The 20,201-nt window shown below is 71.2% G+C and carries 20 protein-coding genes; 9 read left to right on the top strand and 11 right to left on the bottom strand.

All coding sequences use genetic code 11. The annotated features are described in order from the left end of the window. Positions 1 to 42 precede the first annotated feature (42 nt). Together JOD64_RS06190 and JOD64_RS06185 are read right to left on the bottom strand one after the other, a co-directional pair. Positions 43 to 276, bottom strand: coding sequence for a sulfurtransferase TusA family protein (locus JOD64_RS06190; RefSeq protein ID WP_204941354.1), 234 nt, complete (start codon positions 274 to 276; stop codon positions 43 to 45). Continuing rightward, positions 273 to 1,424, bottom strand: coding sequence for a cysteine desulfurase family protein (locus JOD64_RS06185; RefSeq protein WP_204941353.1), 1,152 nt, complete (start codon positions 1,422 to 1,424; stop codon positions 273 to 275). Before JOD64_RS06185 ends, JOD64_RS06190 begins: the two co-directional genes overlap by 4 nt. A gap of 349 nt (positions 1,425 to 1,773) precedes the next feature. On the opposite strand from JOD64_RS06185, the gene ctaC reads away from it, so the two are divergent. Continuing rightward, positions 1,774 to 2,745 carry an aa3-type cytochrome oxidase subunit II gene (gene ctaC / locus JOD64_RS06180; RefSeq protein WP_204941352.1) on the top strand — a complete coding sequence of 324 codons (972 nt, stop codon included), beginning with the start codon at positions 1,774 to 1,776 and terminating at the stop codon, positions 2,743 to 2,745. A gap of 9 nt (positions 2,746 to 2,754) precedes the next feature. Next, positions 2,755 to 3,180 (top strand): cytochrome c oxidase subunit 4, encoded by a 426-nt coding sequence (locus JOD64_RS06175; protein WP_204941351.1) that lies wholly within the window; start codon positions 2,755 to 2,757, stop codon positions 3,178 to 3,180. A 633-nt stretch (positions 3,181 to 3,813) separates the two neighbouring features. On the opposite strand, the gene JOD64_RS06170 is transcribed toward JOD64_RS06175, so the two are convergent. The 4 genes from JOD64_RS06170 to JOD64_RS06155 form a co-directional block, all read right to left on the bottom strand. After that, positions 3,814 to 4,020 (bottom strand): hypothetical protein, encoded by a 207-nt coding sequence (locus JOD64_RS06170; protein ID WP_204941350.1) that lies wholly within the window; start codon positions 4,018 to 4,020, stop codon positions 3,814 to 3,816. A gap of 379 nt (positions 4,021 to 4,399) precedes the next feature. Beyond that, positions 4,400 to 5,446, bottom strand: coding sequence for an anthranilate phosphoribosyltransferase (gene trpD, locus JOD64_RS06165; RefSeq protein ID WP_204941349.1), 1,047 nt, complete (start codon positions 5,444 to 5,446; stop codon positions 4,400 to 4,402). A 92-nt stretch (positions 5,447 to 5,538) separates the two neighbouring features. Further along, the gene (locus JOD64_RS06160) at positions 5,539 to 5,934 is read right to left on the bottom strand and encodes a response regulator (protein ID WP_204941348.1); all 396 of its coding nucleotides are present in this window, start codon (positions 5,932 to 5,934) and stop codon (positions 5,539 to 5,541) included. Between the two features lie 263 nt (positions 5,935 to 6,197). After that, positions 6,198 to 7,118 (bottom strand): cytochrome c oxidase assembly protein, encoded by a 921-nt coding sequence (locus JOD64_RS06155; protein ID WP_372434085.1) that lies wholly within the window; start codon positions 7,116 to 7,118, stop codon positions 6,198 to 6,200. Positions 7,119 to 7,226: 108 nt separating this feature from the next. Here JOD64_RS06155 and ctaE point away from each other — a divergent pair, with 108 nt between their 5' ends. From ctaE to JOD64_RS06130, 5 genes are all read left to right on the top strand, one after another. After that, positions 7,227 to 7,826 (top strand): aa3-type cytochrome oxidase subunit III, encoded by a 600-nt coding sequence (gene ctaE / locus JOD64_RS06150; RefSeq protein ID WP_204941347.1) that lies wholly within the window; start codon positions 7,227 to 7,229, stop codon positions 7,824 to 7,826. 70 nt (positions 7,827 to 7,896) lie between these two features. Then, on the top strand, positions 7,897 to 8,733 hold the full coding sequence (gene qcrC / locus JOD64_RS06145) for a cytochrome bc1 complex diheme cytochrome c subunit (protein ID WP_204941346.1): 837 nt from the start codon (positions 7,897 to 7,899) through the stop codon (positions 8,731 to 8,733). 64 nt (positions 8,734 to 8,797) lie between these two features. Continuing rightward, a complete protein-coding gene (qcrA, locus tag JOD64_RS06140; protein WP_204941345.1) occupies positions 8,798 to 9,886 on the top strand; it encodes a cytochrome bc1 complex Rieske iron-sulfur subunit in 1,089 nt (362 codons plus the stop codon). Continuing rightward, a complete protein-coding gene (gene qcrB / locus JOD64_RS06135) occupies positions 9,883 to 11,514 on the top strand; it encodes a cytochrome bc1 complex cytochrome b subunit (RefSeq protein ID WP_204941344.1) in 1,632 nt (543 codons plus the stop codon). Before qcrA ends, qcrB begins: the two co-directional genes overlap by 4 nt. 192 nt (positions 11,515 to 11,706) lie before the next feature. Further along, positions 11,707 to 12,396: a DUF4142 domain-containing protein gene (locus tag JOD64_RS06130; RefSeq protein WP_204941343.1), complete on the top strand. Its 690-nt coding sequence runs from the start codon at positions 11,707 to 11,709 to the stop codon at positions 12,394 to 12,396. A gap of 61 nt (positions 12,397 to 12,457) precedes the next feature. On the opposite strand, the gene JOD64_RS06125 is transcribed toward JOD64_RS06130, so the two are convergent. The 5 genes from JOD64_RS06125 to JOD64_RS06105 all read right to left on the bottom strand — a co-directional run bounded on the left by JOD64_RS06125 (position 12,458) and on the right by JOD64_RS06105 (position 17,949). Continuing rightward, entirely contained in the window at positions 12,458 to 12,745 is a 288-nt protein-coding gene (locus JOD64_RS06125) for an Lrp/AsnC family transcriptional regulator (protein ID WP_110564145.1), read from the bottom strand. Continuing rightward, on the bottom strand, positions 12,742 to 13,680 hold the full coding sequence (locus tag JOD64_RS06120; RefSeq protein ID WP_204941342.1) for a nucleotidyltransferase family protein: 939 nt from the start codon (positions 13,678 to 13,680) through the stop codon (positions 12,742 to 12,744). Before JOD64_RS06120 ends, JOD64_RS06125 begins: the two co-directional genes overlap by 4 nt. After that, entirely contained in the window at positions 13,677 to 14,219 is a 543-nt protein-coding gene (locus JOD64_RS06115; protein ID WP_204941341.1) for an NUDIX hydrolase, read from the bottom strand. The genes JOD64_RS06120 and JOD64_RS06115 overlap by 4 nt, the downstream gene beginning before the upstream one ends. Before the next feature lie 53 nt (positions 14,220 to 14,272). After that, positions 14,273 to 16,066, bottom strand: coding sequence for a RelA/SpoT family protein (locus JOD64_RS06110; protein WP_204945928.1), 1,794 nt, complete (start codon positions 16,064 to 16,066; stop codon positions 14,273 to 14,275). Between the two features lie 128 nt (positions 16,067 to 16,194). Next, complete coding sequence (locus JOD64_RS06105; RefSeq protein WP_204941340.1) at positions 16,195 to 17,949, bottom strand: DEDD exonuclease domain-containing protein; 1,755 nt, start codon at positions 17,947 to 17,949, stop codon at positions 16,195 to 16,197. Between the two features lie 127 nt (positions 17,950 to 18,076). Between JOD64_RS06105 and JOD64_RS06100 the strand changes: the two genes are divergently transcribed. Continuing rightward, positions 18,077 to 19,585 (top strand): NYN domain-containing protein, encoded by a 1,509-nt coding sequence (locus JOD64_RS06100; protein ID WP_204941339.1) that lies wholly within the window; start codon positions 18,077 to 18,079, stop codon positions 19,583 to 19,585. 218 nt (positions 19,586 to 19,803) lie between these two features. Then, positions 19,804 to 20,022, top strand: a complete 219-nt coding sequence (locus tag JOD64_RS06095) for a hypothetical protein (protein WP_204941338.1) — start codon at positions 19,804 to 19,806, stop codon at positions 20,020 to 20,022. Positions 20,023 to 20,201 lie beyond the last annotated feature (179 nt).

The raw sequence follows: 20,201 nt of genomic DNA, 5'->3' as shown, positions 1-20,201 counted from the left end.
CCGCAGAAAGTGCAAGATCGCCGAGGATGGGGCGGGGTGGGGTCAGTGTGAGCGGCGGACGTCGTAGGCGGGGCCTTCCGGGCCGTTGACCGACCCGAGAAACTCCTGACCGCGCATCCGGCACCAGGCGGGAATGTCGACCGCCGCCGCCGGGTCGTCGGCGAGCACCCGGACCACCGTGCCCACCGGCACCTGCGGCAGCCGCCGGGCCGCCGCGATCACGGGCAGCGGGCAGCGCTGCCCCCGGCAGTCGATCACCTCGTCCGGCATCGTCACAGCCCCACCACCCCAGCCTCGGCGCGCAACTCGGCGACGATCCCGGGCAGTTCGGTGAGGAACCGCTCGACGTCCGCCTCGGTCGTCTCCCGATGCAGGCTGACCCGCACGTTGCCATGCGAGAGCACCCCCATCGCCTCCAACACGTGTGACGGACGCAACGTGGACGAGGTGCACGACGAGCCGGACGACACGGCGAAGCCCCGCCGGTCCAGAGCGTGCAGCAGCGCCTCACCGTCGACGTACAGGCACGAGAAAGTCACCAGGTGGGGGAGCCGGAGCACCGGGTCGCCGACCACCTCCACGTCGGGCACCTCCGCCGCGACCCGCGCCCGGATCCGGTCCACCAGCGGGGCCAGCCGGGTCGCCTCCGCCGCGGCGTCGGCCGCCGCCGCCCGCAGGCTCGCCGCCGCCGCCACCACCGCCGGCAGATTCACCACCCCGGGGGTACGCCCACCCTCCCGCTCGTCGGCCGGCCACGGTGACTCCCAGCGGGTGCCCTTACGGACCGCCAGCACCCCCACCCCGGGCGGGCCGCCCCACTTGTGGGCGCTCGCGGTGAGCACCGACCAGCCGGTCGGCACGGGCACCCGGCCGACCGACTGCGCGGCGTCCACGTAGAGCGGCACCCCCACCTCGGCACAGGCGGCGGCCGCCTCGGCGACCGGTTGCACGGTGCCCACCTCGTGACTGGCGGTGATCAGCGCGGCCAGCGCGACCCCGGGCGCCCGCACAGCGGCCGACCACGCGGCCAGGTCCAGTCGGCCCAACCGGTCGACCGGCACCCCGACCGCGGTCCCGCCCGCAGCCACGTGCCGCTCCGCGGCGTGCAACACCGCCGAGTGCTCGATCGCCGAGTGCACAAGCGTCGACCCGACCCGATGCCGCCCCGTCAGCCCGCCGAGCACCGCGCCGTGGGCTGCGGTCGTACCGCTGGGAGTGAAGGACACCTCGTCGGCACGGACGCCGAGCGTCAGCGCGGTGGCCTCGCGGGCGGCGTCGAGCAGTTGCCGCGCCCGGCGGGCCTGGGTGTAGAGCTTGCCCGGGTCGGCCCAGCCATCGTCGAAGGCGGCCAACAACGCCTGCCGTGCGACCGGATGCATCGGCGCGGCAGTAGCCGCGTCCAGGTAGACCGGGGATGCGCTCACAGATCCGCCTTCGTTCGCGACTGCGGGGCTCGTAACCCCGGCTCGCTCCTCGCGTTCACGGTGCCGCCTTTTGTTCGCGGCTGCGGGGCTCGCAACGCCGGCTCACTCCTCGCGTTCACGGTGCCGCCTTTTGTTCGCGGCTGCGGGGCTCGCAACGCCGGCTCACTCCTCGCGCTCACAGATCCACACGCTATCGCGGCGGTATGCCCAGGATCCCCCCGATGGGGGCGGACAGTGACCCCACCACGGTCGAGTCCGTCATGGTCGAGTAATCTGCGACCGTCGGTGACGCCTTTGCCGCCGGTGCTGACGAAGGACGCACCGCGGCGCGCTAGGGAGGCAGGACCAGGTGGTCGCAAGGAGTTCGGAGGTACGGCCGTCGGCCGTACGGCACAGCGCTTCGCCAGGGGTCGGTGGACGCCGGGGGCGTGGTGCTGGTCGGTTGGCCGGGCTCGGTCTCGGTGGCGTGGCGCTGCTGGTCCTGCTCACGGGCTGTGATGTCGGTCAGACGTTTGACGGCTTCGGTTGGCCGCAGGGCGGCATCTCGGCGGAGTCCAAGCGGATGTACGACCTGTGGATCGCCTCCTGCATCGCCGCGCTCGCCGTCGGCGTCTTCGTGTGGGGCCTGATCTTCTGGTGCGTCGTGCGCTACCGCAAGCGTGGCAACGCGCTGCCGGTGCAGACCCGCTACAACATGCCGATGGAGTTCCTCTACACCATCGCGCCGATCCTGATCGTCTCCGTGCTCTTCTACTACACGGCGATCGTGCAGACCGACGTCGACAAGTTGTCGAAGAACCCGGACGTCACGGTCGAGATCGTCGCCTTCAAGTGGAACTGGCAGTTCAACTACCGCGACGGCCAGGGCACCGAGGCCCGCACCACCGCGTCGACGCTCGGCACCAGTGAAGTCATCCCGGTGCTGGTGCTTCCGACCAACCGGTCCATCCGTTTCGAGGAGACCAGCCGCGACGTCATCCACTCGTTCTGGGTGCCGGAGCTGCTGTTCAAGCGGGACGTCATGCCGGGCAAGATCCGCAACGTGTTCGAGGTTTCCAGCCTGGACGCCGAGGGTGCCTACGTCGGGCGCTGCGCCGAGCTGTGCGGTAGCTACCACGCGTTCATGAACTTCGAGCTGCGGGTCGTCTCGCCGGAGAAGTACGACCAGTTCCTGGCTGCCAAGCAGGGCGGCAAGTCGACCCAGGAGGCGCTGACCGAGATCGGTGAGCAGCCGTACGCGGAGACGACGCAGCCGTTCGACACCCGGCGGACGCAGGACAACTTCAACCCGGACGACGTTCCGGCCCGCACGGGAAGCTGAGGCAGCCGCATGAAGACCGAGTGGCGTATCTTCCTGGTCATCGCCGGGTTCCTTCTTGGTGCCACCATCCTCTACGGCACCTGGACGCACGGCGCGTCCGGCGGTGTCGAGTGGGTGGGAACCATAGCCCTGCTGCTGTCCTTCCTGCTCTGCTCGATGTGCGGTGGCTTCTTCTGGTTCGTCTCCCGCCGGATCGACCTGCGACCGGAAGACCGCGCGGACGCCGAGATCGCTGACGGTGCTGGCGAGGTCGGCTTCTTCAGCCCGGGCAGCTACTGGCCGTTCGGCCTGGCACTGGCCGCCGCGATTGCCGCGCTCGGCATGGTGTTCTGGCAGTACTGGCTGATCGGCGCCGGCCTGTTGGCGGTCGTCTTCTCCGCCTGCGGGCTGCTGTTCGAGTACTACACCGGCACCCGGCGCACCGCCGAGCACTGACCCACCCGGTCGCCGCCGCGACCGACCCGTACGCCACGAAGGCCCGTTCCCCCAGGGGAGCGGGCCTTCGAGTTTCCCCCAGCCGGCCGTGCCGTCGTCGTGTCCCAGCCGGCCGTGCCGTCGTCGTGCCCCGGCCGGCCGTGCCGTCGTCGTGCCCCGGCCGTGCGGTCGCCGTGTCCCGGCCGGCCGTGCGGTCGCCGTGTCCCGGCCGGCCGTGCGGTCGCCGTGTCCCGGCCGGCCGTGCAGTCGTCGTGCCTCGGCCGAGCGTGCGGTCGTCGTGCCTCGGCCGAGCGCCTCCGCTGAGGCGCCGACGGCGCCCAACGGAGCGCGACAGTACGGGCCGCCGCGCTGGCGCTCGAGTGATCGACTCCATATCGCCGATGTGGGGGTAAAAACGTGGCGGGATGGCACAACGTCGGCGATATGGAGTCGATCGAGACGCTGCGCGGCCGAGGCGAGGGCTGAACGTGGCCGGCCCGGCGCGGAGTGATGCCGGACGGGGGAGTGGTTTCGGACCGGGCCGGGCCGAGCGGGCCGGACGAAGGCAAAGCCGTTCGGGAGCAGCGCCGGTCGGAGGCAGGGCCGCTCGGAACCGGGACCGGGTGGAACGGGCCTGAGCTTGGCGGAAGGGTCTCAGGCGGCGTGGCGACGGGCGGGCTGGCGGCGTCGGCGCTCGGCCAGTCGGGTGACGGGGTAGGCGAACGTGGCGATCACCACGGCGGCGCCGCAGCCGGTGCAGATCAGCTCGGGACAATCGGTGCCGTGGCCGTCGACGCAGGGCGGCACCTCGAACGGTGCCACGCCCTCGCAGACGTCACAGTAGAGCTCGCGGTGCGACACGGGGCGTCTCCTTCTCATGTCAGGTGGACCCGCCCGCGGGTGCGACAGCAGCGCACAACCGGAACGGAGAACTACTCGGCTGCAGTTTTCCACGCGGGTCCGACAAATCCCCGCCCACCGCTGGCCCGGCGGTCCGACGGCAGGCTCGTCGGCATCCGATCCGCAGGTCACGCTGCATGATCCAGTCGACATCACCGCCGTCGGGTGTCCGGGCGGCTCGGCGACACCACGGGTTCAAGGACCCTGAGTCGATCACACCCCGGAACGCACGCCCACGCCGCTGCCAGACCCGGCGGGAGCGGCGGGTTGGACGCGCGGCTCAGAGGGCGGCGGCTCAGAGGGCGGCGGTTCAGCGGGCGGCGGCTCAGAGGGCGGCGGATCAGACGGTGGTGGCGGTCTCGATCCAGCGGTCGAGGGTCGCGGCGGCCGCGCCGGAGTCGATCGACTCGGCCGCGCGGTCCAGGCCGGCGCGCAGCGCCTCGGTCAGGTCGCCGTCGAGCGGGCCCTGGGTGGCGAGCGCCGCGGCGGCGTTGACCAGCACCGCGTCCCGGATCGGGCCGGTCTCGCCGGCCAGCAGGCGACGGGCCACGCCGGCGTTGTACGTGGCGTCACCGCCCCGCAGGTCCGCGAGGGTGGACCGGGGTATCCCCAGGGCTGTCGCGTCCAGCACGGCCTCGCGTACGGTGCCGCCCTGTGCCGCCCAGACCCGGGTCGGTGCGGCGGTGGTGAACTCGTCGAGCCCGTCTTCGCCGCGCATCACCAGGACGGAGTCACCGCGGGCGGCGAACACGTCAGCCATCACCGGGGCCATCCGCAGGTCGAAGCACCCGACGGCACCTGCGCGGGGCCGGGCGGGGTTGGTCAGCGGGCCGAGGAAGTTGAAGACGGTGGGCACGCCCAGCTCCCGTCGAACCGGGCCGGTGTGCCGCATCCCCGGGTGGAAGCGGGCCGCGAAGCAGAACCCGATGCCGGCCTCCGTGACGCAGCGGACGATCGCGTCCGGGTCGAGGTCGAGCGGGACGCCGAGGAACTCCAACAGGTCGGCCGTGCCGCAGGAGGACGACGCGGCCCGGTTGCCGTGCTTGACCACCCGGACGCCGGTGCCCGCCACGACCAGGGCGGCCATGGTGGAGATGTTGACCGTGTGGGCGAGGTCACCGCCGGTGCCCACCACGTCCAGCGCGGTGGAGCGCAGCTCGTCGGAGAGCTCGACCGGGACCGCCCGGCTCAACATCGTCTCGACCAGCCCAGCCAACTCGGCCGGCGTCTCGCCCTTGGCGCGCAGCGCCACCGCGAAGCCGGCGACCTGCGCCGCGCCCGCCGAGCCGGACATGATCTCGCCCATCGCCCAGGCGGTGTCGGCGGTGGGCAGCTCCTCGCCGCGCAGCAGCGAGTTGAGCAGGTGCGGCCAGGTCCGATCGCCCATGGCGGGCCTCCCGAAGCGTGCGAAGTGCGGGTGGGCTGGAATCGGCGCCGAGGAGACCCGGCGCCGTGACGGTGCCGGAGAGCTTGGGGACGTCAGGCGGGTGCGTGCGTCCGCAGCAACTCGGCCACCGTGCCGCCGGTGGTCACCGGGTCGAGCGGGTGCATCAGCGTCGCGTCGACCTCGGCGTACGCGGCGAGCCATCGGTCGGCGGCGCGGGCGATCACCAGGCAGGTCGGGGGAGCGTCGTCCCGGTCGTCCTTGATCTGCCGGGCGATGCCGATGCCGCCGCCCGGGCTCGCCTCGCCGTCGAGCAGCAGCAGGTCGATCTCGTAGTCGTCGACCAGCCGGATGGTCTCCGCGTAGGTCGACGCGTCGACGAACTCGATCTGCAGCCCGGGCGCGGGCCGAGTGCCGACGGCCATCCGCATCCGATCACGGACCTGCGGGTCGTCGCTGTAGAGCAGGACGGTGCAAAGACGATCGCTCATGCCGGCACTCCGCTTCGCCGAACGGTCCGGGTACCGGCCGTTTCGTGATATCCCATAGCCTCAAGATGGCCTCGGCCGGGAGCCGGACTGTGAGCAGTGCCGTCATGAGGCACCATCGCACCGCGCCTGATGATTCGTTCGCCGCGCTCACTCATTGGCTGGACTGGCTCCCACCTCGTAGCTGCCCGTGGATCGTACCGGTCGGCGTGACGTAGCCGACATCCCGCCCGGCGCGGTCCGCTGGGGCGTACCGTCCGGGCAGCTCAGGCGCTCGTGGCGTCGGCGGCGCGCTCGCGGGCCTCCTGGCGGTCGAGCTCGCGGTCGACCCGGCGGGCCTCCCGCTCGGACTGTTTGACCCACTGGACCACCAGCACCGCGAGCATGGTCACACTGACGAACTCACCACCGGCCCAGAGGATGCCGCCGGCGACCATCTGGTCGTCCCAGGGGTCGGCCCAGCTCAGGTTGAGCGACGGGTACCAGTCGCCGCCGAAGAGCGTGGTGCTCTGCATGATGGTGAGGCCGAGCACGGTGTGGAACGGCACGGAGAGCAGCATCAGCAGCGCACGCGCCGGGTACGGCCAGCGGCCGGGCAGCGGGTCGAGCCCGAGCAGCGGCCAGAAGAACACGCAGCCGGTCATGATGAAGTGCGCGTGCACCAGCTCGTGCGCCCAGGCGTGTTCGAGGGTGAAGCGGTACAGGTCGCTGAAGTACAGGGCGAACGGGTTGACCACGAAGATGGCGAACGCCACCAGCGGGAAGCTGTAGACCCGGGCGACGCGGCTGTGCACGATCGCCAGCAGGCGCTTGCGTGGCCTGACCGGTAGGGTCCGCAGGGCCAGGGTCATCGGCGCGCCCAGCGCGAGGAAGATCGGCGCCACCATGGACAGCACCATGTGCTGGATCATGTGCACGGACAGCATGGCGGTGTCGTAGGCGTGCAGCCCGCTGACCGTGACCAGCGCGATTCCGCCCAGGCCGGGGCCGAGGAAGAACACGGTACGGGCGATCGGCCAGCGGTCCCCACGCAGGCGCAGCCGGTATACCCCGTACAGGTACAGGCCGGCGGCGAGCACCAGGCCCAGGGCCAGCCAGCTGTCCAGGCGGGTCTCGGTCAGCACCGCGCTGATGGTGAAGGGCGGTGGGGCCGAGGTGGCGGCGAAGATCGGATCGACGTGTAGCACGCTTTTCAGGCTAGGCCAGGCGAACCGGACCCCGACGCTCGGGCCACGGAAGGCGCAGGTTTGCCACCCCGCTGATCGCGGGCCCCGGTCAGGGGCAATAATGACGGCGTGACTGCGGCCCCAGCCATTGACAAGAGCCGGATCCATTCTCTGACCCGACCGAACATGGTCAGCGTCGGGACGATCGTGTGGCTCTCAAGCGAACTCATGTTCTTCGCGGCGTTGTTCGCGATGTACTTCTCCATCCGCGCGGCTGCGCCGGAGCAATGGGAGAAGCACACCGAATCGCTGAACATCCCCTACGCGACCACCTTCACCGTGATCCTGGTGCTGTCCTCCGTGACGTGCCAGCTCGGCGTCTTCGCGGCGGAGAAGGGTGACGTGCACGCGCTGCGGCGCTGGTTCACCGTCACCTTCGTGATGGGCCTGATCTTCGTGCTCGGCCAGCTGAACGAGTACCGCCACCTGGTCGCCGACGGCGTCAAGATCAACGGAGACGGGTACGGGTCGGTGTTCTACCTGACCACTGGCTTCCACGGCCTGCACGTGACCGGCGGTCTGATCGCCTTCATCATCTTCATGGTCCGTACGACCATGGGCCGGTTCACCCCGGCGCAGGCGACCTCGGCGATCGTCGTGTCGTACTACTGGCACTTCGTCGACGTCGTGTGGATCGGGCTGTACGCCATGATCTACTGGCTTCAGTGATCTTGCGCGTCACATTCCGCGCTGCTGCTCCGTCCCCTGAGACAGGTCCAACCGGTTAAGGACACCGCTCATGACTTCTGACAACGACCGCCGACGCGGTCTGCTCGCGCGGTTGCGCGAGCGGCCCGCCGCGCGCAGCAGGGGCCGCCGCCGGCTGGGCGCCGCGGTCCGGCTGATCGCCGCGCTGATGCTCGCCGGCGGCGCCTACACCGTCTTTGCCCCGGGTGCCCAGGCGCAGGACAACCCGCAGCTGACCGGCGCCGCCGCCGAGGGCAAGGCGCTGTTCGACGTGAGCTGCGTGACCTGTCACGGCCGCAACGCCCAGGGTGTCGAGGGTCGCGGGCCGAGCCTGGTCGGCGTCGGCGCGGCCTCGGTCGAGTTCCAGGTCAGCTCCGGGCGGATGCCGCTGGCCCGCCAGGAGGCCCAGGCGCACCGCAAGCCCCCGGTCTTCACCGATGAGCAGACCCGTCAGCTCGCCCAGTACATCCAGGAGCTCGGCGGCGGCCCGGTCGTGCCGGACGGCGACGAACTCCGCGAGGACGGCAACGTCGCGGCCGGCGGTGAGCTGTTCCGGATCAACTGCTCGCAGTGCCACGCGTTCGGTGGCGGCGGCGGTGCGCTCTCCTCGGGCAAGTTCGCCCCGAGCCTGCACCCCGCGACCGACCGCCAGATCTACGCGGCGATGTTGAGCGGCCCGCAGAACATGCCGGTGTTCGGCGACAACCAGCTTCGGCCGGAGCAGAAGGCCGACATCATCGCCTACATCCAGGAGACGCTGAAGCACGACCAGGACCCGGGTGGGTTCAACCTCGGGCGGTACGGCCCGTCCACCGAGGGCATGGCGATCTTCCTGATCGGCATCGTGGCGCTCGTCTTCGCCAGCCTGTGGATTGCGGGCAAGTCGTGACCGAGCGGATCATTCGAATCAGTGCTGTGGTGCCGCTCGGCACCACCCGTAGCGAGGTGACGGCATGAGCACCCACACCGAGCACCAGGCCCCGCAGGGCCGGGAGCCGCTCGACGTGAACGACCCCAAGCTGACCCGGTTCGACATCGTTCGTGAGGGCGCTCGGCGGGACGACATCGAAATCGTCCACTACGAGCCGCAGGTGCTGCCCGGCACCAAGGCGGAGCGTCGTCTGACCCGCGTGGTCGCCGGGCTCTTCCTGATCACCGGCCTGGCCGCGACCGTCTTCCTGGCCGTCTACATCTGGTGGCCGTGGCAGTACGAGCCGGGCCGTGGCGGCGACAAGTGGTATACCCCGCTGCTGGGCGCCAGCCTCGGCATCGCGCTGCTCGCCGTCGGCTTCGGCATCCTCACCTGGGGCAAGAAGTTGCTGCCCAAGGAGGTCTCGATCCAGGACCGGCACGAGGGCCAGGTGGATTCCGAAGGTCGCACCATCACCGGCGAGACCATGCTGTACATGGCGGACGAGCTGGGTGTGAAGCGTCGGCCGCTGCTGGGCATCTCGCTGCTGGCCGGTCTGGCACCGGTCGGCGCCGTCCTCGCGGCGCCGCTGGTCGGCGGTCTGATCTCCCAGCCGCACAAGAACAACCAGATGTTCACGACCGGGTTCGCCACGGCCGAGGGCGGTCAGCCGATCCGCCTCGTCCGCGAGGACGGCCGGCCGGTCCGCCCTGCGGACATCAGCACCGGTGGGCAGCTGACCGTTTTCCCCGGCATCGACCACGGCGTGAGCAACAGGCACGCCGACTCGCCGACGCTGCTGATCCACCTTCGGGACAGCGACGCGCAGGAGTCGCGCCGGGCCAACGAACGGATCGGCCACGGCGACTACATGTGGGGCAACTACGCGGCGTTCTCCAAGGTCTGCACCCACGCCGGGTGCCCCGCCAGCCTGTTCGAGCAGCAGACCAACCGGCTGCTCTGCCCGTGCCACCAGTCCCAGTTCCTGATCACCGACAACGCCCGGCCCGTCTTCGGCCCCGCCAGCCGGCGGTTGCCGCAGCTGCCGATCGAGGTGGACTCCGAGGGCTTCTTCGTGGCGAAGTCCGACTACACCGAGACCGTCGGGCCTGATTTCTGGGAGCGGCCATGAAGCGTCGAAAGTTTGACCTTGCGGCGACGCCGGGCAAGGCCGCGGTGGGAGTGGACGACCGCTTCGCGGTGGCCACCCCGCTGCGCAAGCTGCTGAACAAGGTCTTCCCGGACCACTGGTCCTTCCTGCTCGGCGAGATCGCGTTGTTCTCGTTCGTCGTGCTGCTGCTGACCGGTGTGTTCCTGACCCTGTTCTACGAGCCGGCGATGACCGAGGTGGTCTACGACGGCAGCTACGCGCCGTTGCAGGGCACGCCGATGTCCGCCGCGTACGCCTCCAGCCTGGACATCTCGTTCGACGTCCGGGGTGGTCTGGTGATGCGGCAGATGCACCACTGGGCTGCGCTGCTGTTCATGGCCGCGATCGTCGTGCACATGCTGCGGGTCTTCTTCACCGGTGCCTTCCGCAAGCCGCGCGAGACCAACTGGATCATCGGTTCGCTGCTGTTCTGGGTCGGCTTCCTGGCCGGCTTCACCGGGTACGGCCTGCCGGACGACGGCCTGTCCGGCACCGGCCTGCGGATCGCTTCGGCGATCATGCTGTCCATCCCGGTGATCGGGTCCTGGGTCACCTCGTCGATCTTCGGTGGCGAGTTCCCCGGCACGATGATCATCAGCCGGATGTTCATCGCCCACGTGCTGCTCATCCCGGCTCTACTGGTCGCCCTGATCAGCGTCCACCTGGGCCTGGTCTTCAAGCAGAAGCACACCCAGTGGCCCGGCCCCGGCCGGACCAACAACAACGTGGTCGGCGAGCGGATGTTCCCGCGGTACGCGTTGAAGCAGGGCGGCTTCTTCATGGTCGTCTTCGGCGTCATCGCGCTGATGGGCGGTCTGTTGCAGATCAACCCGATCTGGCTGTTCGGCCCGTACGAGGCGTGGGTGGTCTCCGCCGCCAGCCAGCCCGACTGGTACGTCATGTTCCTCGACGGGTCGACCCGACTCATGCCGGCCTGGGAAATCAACATTCCGCTCGGTGACGGGTACGTCATTCCGCCGCTGTTCTGGCCGACGGTCGTGCTGCCCGGCATCCTGGTGGGCCTGTCGACGATGTACCCGTTCCTGGAAGCCCGGCACCTCAAGGACCGCAAGAGCCACAACCTGCTCCAGCGGCCCCGCGATGTTCCGGCCCGCACCGCGGTCGGCGCCATGGCCGTCGCTTTCTACATCGTGCTGACGCTCTCCGGCGCCAACGACGTGATCGCCGACAAGTTCCAGATCAGCTTGAACGCGATGACCTGGGCCGGCCGGATCGGTCTGCTGGTGGTCCCGCCGATCGCGTACTACGTCACGCACCGGCTCTGCCTGGGTCTGCAGCAGCACGACCGGGAGGTGCTCGCGCACGGCGTGGAGACCGGCATCATCCGGCGCATGCCGGACGGCCGGTTCGTCGAGGTGCACCAGCCGCTCAGCGCGTCGAACGGGCACGCGGACGGTCACGGCGAGCTGGAATACGTCGGCTGGGTCGTGCCGAAGAAGATGAACCGGCTGGGGGCCCTCGGCCCGGCCATCCGGGGCTTCTTCTACCCGATCGAGAAGCCGGTCGAGGCGCCGGTCTCGCCTGGGCACCCGCCGGTCGAGGCCCGCCCCGAGCGCGAGGAGATCGGCAGCGGCGAGAGCCGCCGCTGACCGCCTGAACGCACCGTTACGTGGCGCCCGCCGGATTCCGGCGGGCGCCACGTCGTATTCGCACCCACCGCCCATCCGAGGCGGAGTCGGACTGCCACGGCGGGACCGGTCGACCCCGCGCGACAGGCGATCGCAGGAATAACCCCGGTGAGTCGGGTAAGCGTGCGGTCCAACGTCTCAAGGGGGGGAAGCATGTTGGGTATCAAACGCCTCGGCCTGTTGGCCGCGCTGGTACTGGTCGGGGTCGCGCCGGCTGCGGCCGCGCAGGCCGCGGCACAGCCGTCGACGCAGGACACCCAGTACCTGCAGGCGGTACACCAGGTCAACCTGTTCGAAATCACCGCCGGTGACCTGGCCCAGCAGAAGGGTCAGGACCAGGGGGTCAAGGACCTGGGCGCGATGCTGAAGACCGACCACACCCAGCTGGACCAGACGGTGCAGCAGACCGCGTCCCAGCTCGGGGTGGAGCTGCCGAACGAGCCGAGCGCCGATCAGCAGGCGGTCATCGACAAGCTGAACAACGCCAGTGGTGCGGAGTTCGACCGGCTCTGGGTGACCAGTGAGCTGGCTGGCCACGTCCAGGCCATCCAGGCCACCCAGACGGAGATCTCGCAGGGCTCCGAGCAGTCGGTGGTCCAGCTGGCGCAGACCGCGCTGCCGACGCTGCAGGCCCACTACGACGAGCTGGTGCAGCTCGCCAACAAGCTGGGCATCCCGGTTCCGCAGACCAGCGCCAGCGGTACGCCCAGCCCGGGTGGCACCGGCACTGAGTCGCCGGCTCCGGGTGGCGGCACCGAGTCGCCTGCTCCGGGTGGCACCGGCACCGAGGCTCCGGCTCCGGGTGGCGGCACCACCGAAACGCCGGCTCCCAGCGAGAGCTGACGTAGCGACAGCAGACGGCCGGTCCACCCGCGCGGTGGACCGGCCGCCGTGCGTGCGTGGGTCAGTCGGCGCTGGAAAGGCCGATCGCGAACGCCTCCTCCAGGTCGTGCTGGGAGTACGCCCGGAACGCGATGTGCGACTCGGTGTTGAGCACACCCGGCACCTTGGAGATGCTGCCGGCGATGACCTGGGCGATCTGGTCGAACTCGCGGACCCGGACGATGGCGATGAGGTCGACGTGCCCGGCCACCGAGTAGACCTCACTGACGCCGGAAAGGTTGGCCAGGGTCTCCGCAACCTCGGGGATCGCGTCGGTGGCGCAGTCGATCAGCACGATAGCGGTGATCACGGGACATTTCTCCGTTCGTCGGCGTCGTCGCCCATGCTAGATGTTTTCCGCCCGGTCGAGGCCGAGGGTGGTGGACAGGTGACCGGCACGGTCAGGTTGTCGCCGGCCCGGATCGCGTCGCGCAACCGCTCGCCCTCGTGCACCGTCGCGCCCGGCCAGACCACGGCGCGCTCCACATCGCCGTGCACCCGGGCGCCCGCGCCGACCACCGACTCCACACAGCGGCCGGTCACCGAGGCGGACGGGTCGACGAGGGTGCCGCCGGCCGCGGCGTGCAGGTTGGCCGCCAGGTAGTCGGCCGGGGTGCCGGTGTCGTAGAAGGTGCCCGGGTAGGCCACCACCTCCAGGGCACCCACCGACTCCGCCGGGCGCCACACGGCGTGGACCAGGTCGGACTGGACGACCCGCAGATCGCGGACGAACCGCCAGGGCAGCAGGGAGAAGCCGGTGAAGCAGTGCCCGGAGAAGGTGCCCGGTGCCGCCGGGTCCGCGGCGGGCTGGCCGAGCAGGCGTACGGTGTGCCCGTCCCACCCGTCGAGCAGGGCGGCCACGTCCGGGCCCGGGGGCGCCGCCGGGTCGGCGAGGTACGCGTCGGCGTTGCCCACCAGCACCGGCCGCCCGTCGATCCAGTCCCGCAGGTTGGCCACCCCGCCCGCGGTGCCCAGCGGGTCGCCTGGCTCGACGGACAGGTGTGCGCGGTCGCCCACGTGCGCGACCACCTGGTCGCCGAGGTAGCAGGCGTTCACCGCGACCCGGGCGGGACCGGCCAGGCCCAGCCCCGCCAGCCGGGCCAACGCCCGGTCCAGCAGTGGCACGTTGCCCACCGGGCAGAGCGCCTTGGGCACCCGTTCGGTGAGCGGGCGCAACCTGGTGCCCTCGCCGGCGGCGAGCACCACCGCGCACAGCTCCGCCGGCCCGCCAACCATGCCGGTCATGGCATGTCGTCGGGGACCGGTGGCGGGAACTGCCCAGCCAGCGGCCCGATGTCGTAGTAGGCGAGCAGTCGGGCGGTCGGCCAGGTCAGCTTCGGTAGGTCGTCCAGGGGGTGCCACGCGGCCTCGAAGACCTCCGCGCCGTCGACCGTCAGCTCGGTGGTGGACGCCGGCACCTCCGTCTCGAAGACCGTGTCCACCCAGCCCTTGGCGTGCACGATCGCGTTCGGCACCGCCGGACGCAGCCGGGACGGGGGGAGCCGGATGCCGGATTCCTCGAACAGCTCGCGGGCCGCGCCGACCACCGGGGCCTCGCCGCGGTCCAGCAGGCCGGCGGGGAGTGACCAGCCCTTGCCGGGTGGCTGGCGCAGCATCAGCAACCGACCCGCGCCAGTCGCCTCGGAGTCGCGGACCAGAGTGACCGCCCCGACGATGTACTTGGGCACGGCCAGCCGAACCAGGCGCCGACGCACCGGCAGCGGCAGGCGATAGAAGGCCTGGTAGAACAGGGCCCGACCGGTGGCGCGGGAGCGGGGGATCATGACCCCAGGTTAGTGGTCACGAATGTCCTTCGGACGAGCTGGGGCCGGCCGGCTCACTGTCGATGGTCGACCAGGTCGATGAGCTGGCGTACCACGGTGTCTGGCTCGATCACCCGGTCGAAGACCGCGACCAGCAGGGTCTCCAGGTCGGGATAGCCCAACTCCTCGGAGAGGCGCAGCAGCGGCAGGTCACTGGCGAGGCCTCGGTTGTGCTGACGCAGGGCGAGCCCGATGGTGGCCCGACCGAGGCGGACCTTGTCACTGATCGTGATGCCCGGCTCGGTGTGCTCGGCGAACCACCGGTTGATCTGCATCTGCGCGTGCGGCGACTTGACGAAGGTCAGCCACTCCCGGCGAGGGCCGCGCGACGCCACACCGGCCTCGAAGCCGTTGTCGCCCTCGTTCTCGGTGAAGATCTCCACCACGTCGCCCTCGTCCAGCTCCGAACTCAGCGGGGCCAGTCGACCGTTGATTCGCGCGGCGAGACAGTGGTCGCCCCGTTCGGTGCCCAACTCGTACGCGACGTCGACCGGCGTGGCGCCGGCCGGCAGCACGACCTGCCGTCCGTCGGCGAAGACCTGGATCTGGCCCTCGGCGAGGTCGCAGCGCAGTGACTCGAGGAACTGCGCCGGGTCGGCGGCGTCCGGCTCCCAGTCGAGCACCCGGCGCAGCCAGTCCAACTGCTCGGCGCGGGCTGCGGCGCTGCTGCTCGCCGAACGGGGGAAACGGAAGCCGGCGGCGATGCCGTACTCGGCCGAGCGGTGCATCTCCTCGGTGCGGATCAGCACCTCCACCGTGCGGTCCTGTGGGCCGCAGATGCTGGTGTGCAACGAGCGGTAGAGGTTGTTCTTCGGTGAGGCGATGAAGTCCTTGAAACGGCCGGGCACCGGTCGCCAGGTGCCGTGGATCGCGCCAAGTGCGGCGTAACAGTCGGTGGCCGGGCCGTCGACCACCACCACGATGCGGGGCAGGTCGTACGGGGCGGTGTGGCCGCCGGCGATGGTGTCCTTCCAGATCGAGTAGAGGTGCCGGGGACGCGGGCTCACCTCGGCGTCGACCCGGCTGCGCTTCAGGGCGGCCCGGGCCCGGGTGACCACCGAGTTGAGGTACGTGTCCCAACCCGGCCGGTCGTGCACGTGCCGGGCCAGCCGGGCGTGCTCGTCGGGCTGCAGGTGCAGCAGCACCACGTCGTCCAGCTCACGCTTGAGGGTCTGGATGCCCAGCCGGTCGCAGAGCGGGACCAGCACCTCCTGCGTCTTGCGGGCGATCCGTTCCCGCGATGACGCGGAGCGCACCCCGAGGGTCCGCATGTTGTGCAGCCGGTCGGCCAGTTTGATGATCAGCACCCGGACGTCCTTCGCGGCCGCCACGATCATCTTGCGGATCGTCTCCGCTTCGGCGGCCTTGCCGTAGAACGCCTTGTCGAACTTGGTCACCCCGTCGACCAGGTGGGCCACCTCGCCGCCGAAGTCCTCGGAGAGCGCCTGGAGGGTGTAGCGGGTGTCCTCCACGGTGTCGTGCAGCAGCGCCGCGACCAGGGTGGTGGTGTCCATCCCCAGCTCCGCGCAGATCTGCGCCACCGCGAGGGGGTGGGTGATGTACGGCTCCCCGCTCTTGCGGAACTGCCCGCGGTGCATGTTCTCCGCGATCGTGTACGCACGTCGCAGCACCGCGGGGTCGGTGCCGGCGTGGATGCCCCGGTGGGTGCGAACCAGTTGGGTGACCGGGTCGGAGTCGGTGGTCGGCCAGCTGAGCAAGGACCGCAGCCGGCGCGCGAGCGGCAGCTCACCTGGCTGTGTCGGAAGGGCGCCCCCCAGGGCGGCGCCGTGTCCGGCGTCGACGTCCACGAGGGACACCTCCTCACCCCGGCTCCGCATCGCCGAAGACCGGCGGCGGGGAGCAGGCCCACTAATCGGGCAGGACTGCACTTCTCTAACAGCCTAAGCGAGTCGACGTAGTCCGATCGGTCAGTTGGTCATGAGCGTTCGGTCGAGAGTTGGTGGGACGCGCCGCTCTCGGCCTTCGCCAGCAGGTCACGGAACCGCCCCGCGCCACCCACCGGGGAGGACCAACCGGAGGACATCTCGACCAGTCGGGTCTCCGGTCGTTCCAACCAGGACAGGATTCGCTCGGACTCCTCGGCGGTGGCCGCCGGCACCGGGCCGTGCCCGCCAGACACCGTCTCGGCAGTGGCCCGGATGGCGGTCAGCGTGGGCCGCGGGTGAACGCCCGGCGGGGACACGCCGGCGCCGGCCAGCCGACCGTGCCGCACCAGCGCCAACTCCCAGCCACCCCGGGCGGCCGGCCGTGCCGCGGCCAGCTCGACGATGCCGGTCAGCGCGGCCAGCCGCTGCATCCGCACGGTGGCCCGCAGCACCGCGGCCAGCCGGGACCGCATCACCGCGGCCTCCTCGTAGCGCTGGTCGACCGAGAGCACCTCGATCCGGGCGAGCAGCGCGTCCACCACCGGCTGTGGGTCGCTGGCCGTGGCCGTGCGGAAGGGGGCGACCGCCCTGTCGTCGTACTCCTCGGGGGTGATCTTGTGCTCGCAGGGTGCCGGGCAGCGACCCAGCTCGGCCAGCGCGCAGGCCGGCGTGACGGTGCGCAGCGAGAGCCGGTGTGTGCACTGGCGCAGCGGCACGGCGTCGTGGAAACCGGCGGCGGCCAACTCCGCGGCCCGCCGGGACGTGAACGGCCCGAGGTAGGCGGTGTCGGTGGGGGAGAGGTCGCGGACGATCGAGAGCCGGGGATAGGGACCGTCGGTGAGCTTGAGCCAGACCATCCGCTCCGGGTATTTCGACCGGCGGTTGTACGGCGGGGCGTGCGCGGCGATCAGACGCAGCTCGCGGACCTCCGCCTCCAACGAGTGGGCGCACTCCACCGCCTCGACCCGTTCGGCCGCGCCCAGCATCTCGGAGATCCGGGCACGCTTCTCGCCGGCGGTGAAGTAGCTGCGCACCCGGGTGGCGATGTCGACCGAGGTGCCCACGTAGAGCGGGCGGTCGTCGGCGGCCCGGAAGATGTAGACGCCGGGGACCTTGGGCAGCCCTTCGGCCAGGTGTCGTTTGCGACGCTGCGTCGGGGTGACCGCCCGGGCGAACTCGATGGCGTCGCCGACCGTGTCCACCCGGTGCCCGCCGAGCCGACCGATCAGCCCGTGCAGGACGTCGACGGTGGCTTTCGCGTCGTCCAGCGCCCGGTGGTTGGGCTGGGTGGCGGTGCGGAAGTAGGCGGCGAGGGTGCCCAGCTTGCGGTTGGGCACCTCGTCGCGGGTCAGCACCCGGCGGGCCAGCGCCGCCGTGTCGAGCACGCGGGGGTTGGGCCAGCGGTAGCCGTGCTTCGCGCAGGCGGCCTTGAGGAAGCCCACGTCGTACGGGGCGTTGTGGGCCACCAGCACCGCGTCGGCGATGAACTCCAGGAAACTCGGCAGCACCTGCTCGATCGGCGGCGCCGGCACGAGCATCGCCTGGGTGATGCCGGTGAGCACGGTGATGAACGGCGGGATCGGCTGCCCCGGGTTGACCAGGGTGGCCAACACGCCCAACTGCTCGCCACCGCGCACCTTGACCGCGCCGATCTCGGTGATGCCGCCGCCGTCCGGCGCGCCGCCGGTGGTCTCCAGGTCGACCACCACGAAGGTGGTCGCGTAGAGCGGCAGCGCCGGATCCACCCCGCCCACCGCCGGGTCGAGACCGGCCAGTGACTCCTGGACGTACTCCGCCTGTGCCATCGGCGGCACGCTAGCGCGCCGGTCCGACACTCCCGTCGCAGCCGTCCCATCCGTCACCATGGGGCTAGGATGAGAGATCGGCTCACTCACCGGGCGGTGGGCCCGGTCGCGGTGGGAGACTTGCCACATGCCCCTCACCGAGCCGTATGACGACCACCTCCCGCAGGAGGACCTGGTCGCGCTCGACGGTGCTGCGGGCAACCCGGACGACAACGTAGTCAGCGAGACATCAGGCGCATCCGACCCGGCACCGGGCGACGATCCAGCTGTCGAGCCGGAGGCAACGCTGCCGGAGCCGACGCTGCCCGAGCCGGAGCCGACGCTGCCCGAGCCGGAGCCGACGCTGCCCGAGCCGGTCCGGCAGCGGATCGTGACGCTGACCGCCGCGGTGCTGCCCACCCTGCCCGCCGACGAGGTGCCGGTGCCGTTGCGCCGAGTGGCCAAGTTCGCCCCCAACCGGCGGGCCCGGCTCGGTGCTCCCGCCATCGCCGCCCAGCTCACCGCCGACCCGCTGTTCCGGCAGCGGGTCACCGCCCGGATCCTGACCGACGCCGGTGACCTCGGCGCTGCCGTCGTCGAGGGCACCGCGCCCGCCGCCGCCGACCCGGTCGAGGTCGCCGCGTTGGCCTACCTGGCCCGGCCGCGCGGCTGGCGGGAGCTGATCGACGCCAGCGGCGCCGCCGTGCGTGCCGAGGCGGACAGCGCGGTCGTCGCCGAGCTGGTCCGGGAAGCTGAGCAGCGGGCCACCCGCGCCGAGCACGATCGCGCCGTGGCCCGGGTCGAGGCCGAGAAGCTGCGTGACGAGCTGGCCCGCGTCCGCGAGGAGTTGGGTCAGCTCCGCGAGGAGTTCCGGCAGGTCACCCGCACCCTGCGGGAGACACAGGCCCGCGAGCGCAAGGCGACCGAGCTGCTGGCCACCGAGCGCGGCCGGGCCGCGCGTGCCAGCGCCGACGTGGACGCCGAACTACGCCGTGCCCGCGCCCGGCTGGCCGAGGCCGAGTCCGCCGCCGGCGTGGCCCGGGCCAGCGCCAAGGAGGCCCGCTCGGTCGACGACGCCCGGCTCTGGCTGCTGCTGGAGACCATCGGCCAGGCCGCTGTCGGGCTGCGCCGGGAGCTGGCGCTCGACCCGGTCGACAAACTCCCCGCCGATTTCGTCGCCGACGCGTTCGCCGAGCAGCCGGGCACCGCCCCGGCCAGCCCGGCCGCACGTGCCCGCGACACCGACGACCCGGCCCGACTGGACCAACTGCTCGCCCTGCCTAGGGCGCACCTGGTGGTGGACGGCTACAACGTCACCAAGCGCGGCTTCGGCGACATGTCCCTGGAGCAGCAGCGTAAACGCCTGATCACCGGGCTGGGTGGGATCGCCGCGCAGACCGGCGACGAGGTCACCGTCGTGTTCGACGGCGCCGAGCGGATGCACGGGCTGCCACCCGCGCCGCGCGGCGTCCGGGTGCTCTTCTCCCGCAAGGGCGAGACCGCTGACGAGCTGATCCGGCGGCTGGTCCGCGCCGAGCCGTCGGGTCGCCCGGTGGTGGTGGTGTCGTCCGACCGTGAGGTCGCCGACGGGGTACGCCGGCACGGGGCGTACCCGCTGGGCGCCGACTCGCTGCTGCGGCGGCTCGCCCGTTCCTGAGGGCACAGCGGGCTGTGATCGACACCTGATCGGCGATGTCGGGGTGTCCGGCTGGTCGGGATACCCCGATATCGCTGACCTGGAGTGGATCTCGCCCTCAAACGGCCGGTCGGGCGCGGTTTCTGTCGTACCCGGTGGTTAGCGTCGATGTGACCGACGGTGCTCGGGCGGCGACGACAGCGTGCCGACCGTGCGTCGCGAGCCGATCAGGAGGCGTGATGCTCATCGACTGCGGCGGGTGCGCGAGGCGGGATGACGGCTGTTCCGACTGTCTGGTGAGTGCCCTGTTCGACGAGACGTCCCCGGCGGCCGGGCTGGTCGCCGCCGAGGTCCAGGCGATCGAGGTGCTCGCCCGGGCCGGCTGCGACGTCGAGCTGCTGGCCGCACCCGGTCGGCACAGCGACGCCCGACATCGCGCTCGGGGACGGGTCGCCTGAGCCGGGCGCCCGCGCCTCCGGGCCTGGGGGTCACCGGAGCACGACACCGCGCCCGGAGCGGGCCACCGGGGGCCATAGGATGGGCGCTCACGGCGGGAGGAGCGGCCAGATGAGCGGGGTACGACGCGACGACGGCCGGCCCATCGGGTGCTGCGGTGACGCCCGCCCGTCGACGACGA

This window comes from Micromonospora luteifusca, assembly GCF_016907275.1.
Taxonomy (GTDB): domain Bacteria; phylum Actinomycetota; class Actinomycetes; order Mycobacteriales; family Micromonosporaceae; genus Micromonospora; species Micromonospora luteifusca.
This window is presented reverse-complemented; position numbering and strand designations above follow the sequence as displayed.